Raw genomic sequence first — 8,191 nt, 5'->3', positions numbered from 1 at the left:
CGAACACCCGCTCCGCGCTCGCGAGCGACTGCTGCGCCGAGGCCGGCGTCTGGGACAGCTGCTTGAGCGGCTGCAGCAGGCGCATGACCTGCACCAGAAAGACCAGCAGTTCAGCGCCGGTGAGGGCCCCTTCGTCGAGCACGAGCTGCGCGCCGTACCACAGAATGATGACGGCGGTGAACGTACCGAGAGTCTCGGTGACGGGGCCCGAGAGCAGGGCGAGCCGTCCCACCCTTACATATCCCCGCGCGAAGGCGTTGTTCTTTTCGGTAAACCGGGCCTCTTCGCGGGATTCGGCGCGATACGACTTCACCAACCGAACGCCGCTCACCACTTCCTGCACAAGGCTGGTCATCTCCCCCTGCTCATTGCCGAGGCGACTGTAGCCCTTGCGCAACTTGCGCAGCACCGGCTGAATGGCACCGATGGTCACCGGCGCAATCACGAGCGCCGCCAGCGAGAGGCGCCACGACGTGGTGAACATCGCGACGAGCGTGGCGAGCACCTGGGCGCCGCTCCAGAGCGAGCGGGTGACCAGCTCGGTGACGACCATTTTTGCGTTGCCCGTGTCATTGAGCACGCGCGCAATGACCTGTCCGACCTTGTTGCGGGTGAACCAGGGCAGCGGCAGGCGGAGCAGATGCGCATACACCGCGTTGCGCAGATCACGCACCACGTACTCCTGCAGCTTCACCCCCACCTGTCCGGCCAACCACACCAGCGTGTTCTTCAGCGTCACCGCCGCGATGACGATGAGCAGCACGTTGCGCAGTGAGTCCTTGCGGTTGTTCTCGTCGAGCAGGAAGCCGATGGTGGCGTTCAGCACACGGCCGATCGTCCCGCTCTGCGGCAGGAGCGAATCGGCCTTGAAGAACGCGTTGAAGAACGGTACCAGCAACGTGAAGGAGAACACGTCGAAGAACGCCGCGAGGGCGTTGAGGAGCACAACGAGCACCAGCTTGCCCTTGTGCGGTCCCACGAAACGCCACAGGCGGCGCCAGAGCACCGGGCCCGCGGTCCGATACGATCCGGTGCCCATGATCAGCGTTTGGGCGTGAGGAGCGACACCGGGAGGATGCACTCCTCGGGCGACACCCCGCCGTGGAGGAACGAACCGCGGTACCGGCTCTGATATTCACGCAGCTTCGTCGGGTACACGAAGAAGGTGTCGCCCGCCGCCATGAGCGTGTTGTTCCCGGGCCCTCGGTGCGGCAGACGCAGGTCGTCCGGATTGGCGAACAGCAACGCCTGCTCACTGCGCTCGGCACGGATGTCCTCGCCGAACTTGTAGCGCAGATTGGCCGTGGCATCGCGCTTGGCGAACACGGTGGCCGGCGTGTTGCAATGCAGGGCCCCGTGATCGCTGGTCACCACCACGGAGATGTTCCGGCGCGAGGCTTCCTTGAGCAGCGTGTGCAGCGCCGACCGCTCGAACCACTGCCGCGTGAGCGCCCGCAGGGCAATCTCGTCGCGCGCCACTTCGAAGAGAATCATGCTCTCTGAACGGCCGTGGGTGAGCATGTCCACGAAATTGAAGACGAACGCATGCACGCCTTCCCCGGCAATGGCCGCGGGCAGATGCCGTTCGAGATCGTCCGCGTCGGCGGTGGTGGTGATCTTCTGGTACCGGACGGGCGCCTGCACCTGCAACTCTTCGAGATGCGCGGTGAGCAAGTCCTTTTCGTGCGCGTTGAGCGCTTCGTCATCACGCTCGCCCCACCAGTCGGGGAACCGCGCCGCGATTTCCCCCGGGAACAACCCGCTGAAGAGCGCATTGCGCGCGTACGGCGTGGCGGTGGGAAGAATCGAGTAATAGTGGGTGGTCTCGACGTCGAACAGCGACGCCAGCGACGGCTCGATCGCCCGCCATTGGTCGAGGCGGAGGCAGTCGATCACCACGAAAATCACCTTGCGATCGCGCTGCAGCACCGGCAACACGAATTCGGTGAAGACGTCCACGGACAGCGGCGGCCGATCGCCATCGAGTTCGCGCAGCCATCGCGGATACTCGGTGCGCATGAAGTCGGCGAAGGCGCGGTGCATGTCGGGGTACAAGCCACGCAGCGATTCGTGCAGGCCGAGCTCTCCCGCATCGGCGAGGTCCACGTCCCACTGCATCAACTCGGCGAAGCGCTCAGTCCACCCACGCCAGTCGAGGTTGGCGTAGCGCTCGGCCTCGATGGCCCGGAACCGCTCCACGAAGGCCCGGGCCATCGCCTGCGAGCGAATGAGTGGACCGTCAAGAATCTTGGTGATCACCGACAGCACCTGGCGCGGTGTGACGGGCTTCACGAGATAATCGCGGATGTTCGCGCCGATGGCTTCCTTGAGCGTGGCGTCCTCCTCGCTCTTGGTCACCATCACGACCGGCAGCGCCGGCGCGATTTCTCGGATGTCGCGGTAGGCGTCGAGCCCGCGGGTTCCGGGCATCTGCTCGTCGAGCAGCACCAGGTCGTACGGATGCCGGCGTAGCAGCTCAAGGGCATCGTCGGCGTTCAGGGCGGTCTGCACCAGGTAGCCCTTGTCGCCGAGCAGGAGCCTGTGGGGCTCGAGCAGATCCGCTTCGTCGTCCACCCACAGGATGGTTTTTGCCGGTTGCGCCATACCGGAAAGATACACGGGGCGGGCCCTGCGGATTCACGGCTGCGAGCGGCGGGGTCATTCCCCCACGGCCGCTTCTCCGTGCTACAATTAGCCTGTGTTGAGCGAACCCCTCCCCTACGCCCTCGAGGCGCTGCGTTTCCCCTTCCCTGCCCTCGCCGCGCTGGCGGGACGGCTACCCCTTGGCGGCGGGCGGGAGGTCGCGCTGGCGGCCCTGTTGACCGCACGGCTGGCGCAGGGTGCGGCGGCGGCCGATGCGTTGCCGCCGGGCGATCGTGCGGCGCGCGCATCCGCGGCCAAGGTGTGGCTTGCGTCATTGGCGCTGCCCGCCACTACGCGCGTGCCTTTCGCGCGGTGTGTGGAGGCGACCACGGGTGCGCCGTTGCAGGTGGCCGGCGCCCTCCGCTCGCTGGTGGCCGCGGCCGGTGCCCACCTCGACGGGCCGTCCGTGCAGGAACTCGAGAAGCTCGCCCGCCTACTCGCCGGCAGCTGATCGCGTGAGCCACGAGCACGACATTTCGCCGCTCACGCGGATCGTCGCCCGTCTCGATCGGACGGCGGCCGGTGAGACGGCGCACGATCTCGTGGCCACGCGTTTCCCCTCGATCGACAAGGCGCTTGGCGGCGGGATCCGCCGTGGCGAGCTGGTCGTCCTGGGCGGGGACGACAGCGTGGGTTCCTCGGCGCTGGCTCTGGGGATCGCCATCCGTGGCAGCGATCGGGCGCTGTTCCTCTCGAGCGAGATGCAGCCAGAGCGGGTATACGAGCGAGCGCTCGCGATGACGGCCCGCGTGTCGCTCGAGCATATCCGACTTGGCGCAGTAGACGAGGAGGAACGGGCGCGGCTTGCGGCATCGGCGCTCGCCCTTCGCGACCAGGCGCCGGTGGTCGAGACCTTTCTCCAGGGCGGCCTCACCACCATCGAGCGGGCCATCGAGGCCACGCCGAGCGCCCCGCTCTTGGTCGTGGACACGCTCGAGGGTGTGCTCGACCGAGATCATGGGCAGGCGGACGCGCTGGGCTTCGCGGTGCTGGCCCTCAAGCGCTTGGCGGTCACCCATCAGGTAGCGGTGTTGCTCACCACGCACTTGCCCGCCCTCGACCGCGAGCGTCGGGACCGCCGTCCGCGCCTGTCGGATTTCGGCATGGGTGGCGCCGTGGGTGCCCATGCCGACGTGGTGCTGGGGCTGTACCGGGAGGAGATGTACGACTTCGACCATGGCGTGTCGGGAGCGGCGGAGCTGCTGATCCTGAAGAACCGGGCCGGGGCGCGCGGCTACGTCGATCTGTACTTCGACACGAGATACGGGCGGTTCGAGGATGTGGCGGAGTAAGGGGAACCGTGTGGGTGGCTGGTTTGGGTCAACTGCAGACGGCAGACGGCAGGAACCAAAGCACGCAGAAGGGGAGGAATGCGGTACAACAACACGGGGGCGGCCGCTTCGCGGCGCCCCCGATTTCCTTTGCGGTTAGGAACATCGGGAGCCGCGCGCAGCGCTGGCTCCCAAGTCGTTCTACCGAATTCCTCCGTCACTGCGTGCTGTAGTTCCTGCCGTCTGCCGTCTGCTGTTGAGGGTCGAACCGTTCCTGCCGTACACACCCCGCTGTTAAGTTCCACCCGGACCCCGAACCAACCCCGAGGCATGCATGGCCGGTCACAGTAAATGGAAGACGATCAAGCGGGCGAAGGCCGCGACTGACAAGAAGCGGAGTTCGCTGTTCACGCGTCTCATTCGCGAAATCACCATGGCCGCCAAGCTGGGTGGCGGTGACCCGGGCGGTAATCCACGTCTGCGTACGGCCATCGACAACGCCAAGGCGGTGTCGATGCCCAAGGACAACATCGAGCGCGCCATCAAGAAGGGCACCGGCGAACTCGAAGGCGCCGACTACGCCGAAGTGCTGTACGAGGCGTACGGCCCCGGCGGCGTGGCCATCATGATTCAGGCGGTCACCGACAACCCGACGCGCACCGTGGCCGATGTGCGCCACAAGCTGTCGCGCAATAACGGCAACATGGGCACCAGCAACTCGGTGGCGTTCATGTTCGACCGGAAGGGGCAGATGACGGTGCCCGCCGACGGCGTGAACGAGGACGTGCTCATCGAAGCCGCGCTCGAGGCCGGCGCCGACGACGTGTCCAACGAAGGGGAAGTGTTCGTGATCACCACCGAGCCGGCCTCGCTGCACGCGGTGAAGGAAGGACTCGAGTCGAAGAAGTACAAGATCGACGATGCCGAACTCGCGTGGGTCCCGAAGAACACCGTGAAGGTGGAAGGCGAGAACGCCGCCAACCTGCTCAAGCTGCTGGAAGCGCTCGAAGATCTCGACGACGTGCAGAAGGTCGACGCGAACTTCGAGATGGACGAAGACGCGATGGCCGACGCGTGATGAGGGTGCCGTGAGGCTGGTGCTCGGGATCGACCCGGGCACTGCCGTCACCGGCTTCGGGGTGGTGGCGGTGGACGGCCGCACCACCACCCTTGTAGAGTGCGGCGTCATCCGCACCGAAGCGCGCGACCCGCTGCCACAGCGACTCGCCGACGTGTACGAGGGCGTCCGCGAACTCATCGCGCGACACCGCCCCGACACGCTCGCCATCGAAGACGTGTTCTACGCCAAGAACGTGCGCACCACGGTGGTCCTTGGCCACGCGCGCGGCGTGATCCTCCTCGCGGCGCAGCAGGCGGCACTCACCATTCACGAGTACCCGCCGTCGGAGATCAAGAAGGCCATCACGGGCCGCGGCGGCGCCACCAAGGAGCAGGTACAGTTCATGGTGGCCAGGCTGCTCAAGCTGAAGCAGGCGCCGCAGCCGGCCGACGCGGCCGACGGCGTGGCCGCCGCGCTCTGCGCCTGTCTCTCGGCGTCGTTGCCCAAACTCCCGCCACTCAAATTGCCCTCGCTCGCCAGCGTGAAGCTCGCGAATGCGAAGGCCTCACTCAGCTCACGCAAGACGGAGTCGCGGAAATGATCGCGCAGGTCACCGGAACACTCGCCACCAAGGAACTCGACCGCGTCGAGATCATGACCGCCGGCGGCGTGGCGTACGAATGTCTCATTCCGCTCTCGGTGTTCGAAGGGCTACCGGCCGAAGGGCAGAAGGTCACGCTGCACACGCACCTCGCCGTACGCGAAGACGCATGGCACCTGTACGGCTTCGCGCACCCCTACGAGCGCTCGGTCTTCCAAAAGCTGCTCGGCGCGAAGGGCGTGGGCCCGGCCCTCGCGCTCGGTATCCTCTCGGCGCTTACCCCCGAGCGCGTGGTGCGCGCCCTGCGCGAGAAGGACGTGACGACGCTCATGCGTGTCCCGCGCGTAGGACGCAAGAAGGCCGAGCAGATCATTCTCGACCTCGGCGACAAGATGGACGCGGTAGGCCGTGGGCCGGCCACCGGCGGTGCCCCCGCCAGCCCCGTCGCTGATGATGCGACGCGCGCGCTGTTGGCGCTTGGCTATAACCAGGCCGAAGCCGAACGCGCCGTGCGAGCCGTGATGGAGAGCGGCGCCGGTGGTGATGTGAGCACGGTCGTGCGCGGGGCGCTGGGGAAGTTGACGGGGAAGTAGTACTAACTCAATTCAACACGACTCAGCTGAAGGCTGACGACCGAAAACTGAAAGCTCCCTCGCCCCGCGAGAATCTCGTTCGGGGGAGGGAGCTTTCGGTCTTCGGTCCTCAGTCTTCAGTTCACCTACCTACCGCCGATACCCGCTCGATTCCCGCTGCGGCACGCCGCAGCTCGGGATCGTGATCGGCTGACCGTTCGGACCACTCGGTAGCGGATTCATGAGTACGCGCGAGCTGGGCTGCGGGTCTTCGCTGGCGAGATAGGCGAACATCGCCGTGAGCGTCGCGTTGTGCTTGAGATCATCGAGGATGACCTTGTCGTACGAGTCGCGGTTGGTGTGCCACGTGGTGTTGCTGTAGTCCCACGAGAGCGCGCCGAGGCTCGCCGCCGGCGCCCCACGGCAGAGGAAACTCACGTGGTCACTACCGCCACCGATGCCGCTCGGCCCGTTGAGGCGCAAGTACTGCGTGAGCTGACTCGGCATCTGCGCCATGTACTGCGCGAGACGCGGGCCGTTCTCGGGGAGGATACTCGGCCCGGTGCTCACGATGCGACCAGTGCCGTTGTCCTGATTGAAGGCGAACTGCAGCCCCTTCGACACCTCGGGATGATCAGCCGCCCACGCACCGGAGCCGTTGAGCCCCTGCTCTTCACCACTCCAGTGGCCCACGATGATCGTGCGGCTGGGATTGGGCAGCACCGTCTTGAGGAGGCGGAGCGCCTCGAGCATCGTGACGGTACCCGTGGCGTTGTCCGTGGCGCCGCTGTGTCCTTCCCAGCTGTCGAAGTGCGCCGATAGCACCACGTATTCGTCGGGCTTCTTCGATCCCTTGATCTCGGCGATCACGTTGAACACCGGCTGCTCACCGAGGAACTCGCTTTCCGCCATCAGCTTCACCTTCGGGCCCTGCGTGTTCTGCGCGAGACGGAAGAGCATGCCATAGTCTTCGCAGCCGATGTCGAACGTAGGCAGCGCGCTATTGCGCGGTGACCCGAAGATCTTGTCGATGCCAGGATACTGCGACCAGTTGCTTTCGAATACCGCCACGGCGCCGGCGGCCTTCACGTCGGCATAGAACGTGGGCACCCGCTGCGTGAGCCCCTGATATGTGGCGGTGAGGTCGCGCTGCGCGGAGTCCAGCGCCGCGGCCGTCTGCGGCGTGGCGAATTCGGCGATTTGGCTGGTCATGCGGCACGACAGGCGCGGCGCACTCGCGAGCACGATTTTCCCCTTCACGCTCGGCAGCCATGCCTTGAACTCGTCCGGCGTGCGGTACGGCGCGAGCGTGACGACATCGCCGTCTACCCACTTGCCGGCCGTGTTGCCACTCCACGACAGCATGGTGGCCTCGAGCGGCTTCACCCGCGGTGCCGTGAGCTGCGCAAACGCGACGCCGCGCTTCCACGAGTTCCAGGTGCCGTAGCGTTCCTTGCGCGCGTTCACACCGAGCTGGGAGTAGGTGGCCAGCAACCAATCCTGCGCCCGGTTCATGTTGGGCGAGCCCGTGAGGCGTGGCCCGATCGAGTCGAGCAACGCCTGCGCGAACTTCGGCGCCCGTGAACGCTGCATCCCTTCCTCGAACAGCTTCACGATGTTCGGGTCGGTGGGCGACGTGGTGCGCACGTACTCCGGCGCAGGGGCGATGGGAAGCGCCTGAGGATTGGGCGGCGTGCGCGGGGCGCCACCGGGGCGCTGGGCGTTCGCAGCCGTGGCAGCCGCGAGCGAGAGAGCAAAAAGGGAGAGGTGGCGCATGGGGGTGGGTGGAGTTGGAGAACTGAGCACCGACGACTTTCACTACGAACTACAAACTCCTCGTGAACCGCAGGGAGTTCGTAGTTCGTAGTGACAGTCGTCAGTCATCGGTACTGCGGATCGATGCAGCGGCTGGCACACTACGCCCTGGGCGACAAACCATCCACCAGACTGGTCCGGTATGCCTTCCACGCCGGCACGATGCCGATCAGCATGCCGCTGATCATCACCAGGGCGAGATAGGTGTACTCGGTTTCGCCAAGGGCGC

The 8,191-nt window shown here is 66.1% G+C and carries 8 protein-coding genes; 5 read left to right on the top strand and 3 right to left on the bottom strand.

Features of this window, described 5'->3' with window-relative positions; genetic code table 11:
- Both ACIQ6O_RS09835 and ACIQ6O_RS09830 read right to left on the bottom strand, forming a co-directional pair.
- On the bottom strand, nucleotides 1-1,039 hold a 1,039-nt coding region (locus ACIQ6O_RS09835), incomplete at its 3' end, for an ABC transporter transmembrane domain-containing protein (RefSeq protein WP_396207614.1).
- Between the two features lie 2 nt (nucleotides 1,040-1,041).
- On the bottom strand, nucleotides 1,042-2,604 hold the full coding sequence (locus ACIQ6O_RS09830) for a response regulator (RefSeq protein ID WP_396207613.1): 1,563 nt from the start codon (nucleotides 2,602-2,604) through the stop codon (nucleotides 1,042-1,044).
- Between the two features lie 97 nt (nucleotides 2,605-2,701).
- On the opposite strand from ACIQ6O_RS09830, the gene ACIQ6O_RS09825 reads away from it, so the two are divergent.
- The 5 genes from ACIQ6O_RS09825 to ruvA all read left to right on the top strand — a co-directional run bounded on the left by ACIQ6O_RS09825 (nucleotide 2,702) and on the right by ruvA (nucleotide 6,168).
- Nucleotides 2,702-3,094: a hypothetical protein gene (locus ACIQ6O_RS09825; protein WP_396207612.1), complete on the top strand. Its 393-nt coding sequence runs from the start codon at nucleotides 2,702-2,704 to the stop codon at nucleotides 3,092-3,094.
- 4 nt (nucleotides 3,095-3,098) lie between these two features.
- The gene (locus ACIQ6O_RS09820; protein WP_396207611.1) at nucleotides 3,099-3,935 is read left to right on the top strand and encodes a DnaB-like helicase C-terminal domain-containing protein; all 837 of its coding nucleotides are present in this window, start codon (nucleotides 3,099-3,101) and stop codon (nucleotides 3,933-3,935) included.
- A 313-nt stretch (nucleotides 3,936-4,248) separates the two neighbouring features.
- Entirely contained in the window at nucleotides 4,249-4,992 is a 744-nt protein-coding gene (locus ACIQ6O_RS09815; RefSeq protein WP_396207610.1) for a YebC/PmpR family DNA-binding transcriptional regulator, read from the top strand.
- A gap of 10 nt (nucleotides 4,993-5,002) precedes the next feature.
- The gene (gene ruvC / locus ACIQ6O_RS09810; protein WP_396207609.1) at nucleotides 5,003-5,575 is read left to right on the top strand and encodes a crossover junction endodeoxyribonuclease RuvC; all 573 of its coding nucleotides are present in this window, start codon (nucleotides 5,003-5,005) and stop codon (nucleotides 5,573-5,575) included.
- Nucleotides 5,572-6,168 carry a Holliday junction branch migration protein RuvA gene (ruvA, locus tag ACIQ6O_RS09805; RefSeq protein WP_396207608.1) on the top strand — a complete coding sequence of 199 codons (597 nt, stop codon included), beginning with the start codon at nucleotides 5,572-5,574 and terminating at the stop codon, nucleotides 6,166-6,168. Before ruvC ends, ruvA begins: the two co-directional genes overlap by 4 nt.
- 129 nt (nucleotides 6,169-6,297) lie before the next feature.
- Here ruvA and ACIQ6O_RS09800 read toward each other — a convergent pair whose 3' ends face one another.
- Complete coding sequence (locus ACIQ6O_RS09800; protein WP_396207607.1) at nucleotides 6,298-7,923, bottom strand: M28 family peptidase; 1,626 nt, start codon at nucleotides 7,921-7,923, stop codon at nucleotides 6,298-6,300.
- Nucleotides 7,924-8,191 lie beyond the last annotated feature (268 nt).

This window comes from Gemmatimonas sp. (genome assembly GCF_044345575.1).
Classification (GTDB): domain Bacteria; phylum Gemmatimonadota; class Gemmatimonadetes; order Gemmatimonadales; family Gemmatimonadaceae; genus Gemmatimonas.
Note: the sequence above shows the minus strand (reverse complement) of the source record. Positions and strands in the feature narration are given on the sequence as shown.

What these genes read in the sequence shown, in the direction of transcription:
- ACIQ6O_RS09815 (WP_396207610.1), top strand. Translation starts at nt 4,249, where the DNA reads ATGGCCGGTCACAGTAAATGGAAGACGATCAAGCGGGCGAAGGCCGCG.
- ACIQ6O_RS09800 (WP_396207607.1), bottom strand. Translation starts at nt 7,923, where the DNA reads ATGCGCCACCTCTCCCTTTTTGCTCTCTCGCTCGCGGCTGCCACGGCT.
- ACIQ6O_RS09830 (WP_396207613.1), bottom strand. Translation starts at nt 2,604, where the DNA reads ATGGCGCAACCGGCAAAAACCATCCTGTGGGTGGACGACGAAGCGGAT.
- ruvA (WP_396207608.1), top strand. Translation starts at nt 5,572, where the DNA reads ATGATCGCGCAGGTCACCGGAACACTCGCCACCAAGGAACTCGACCGC.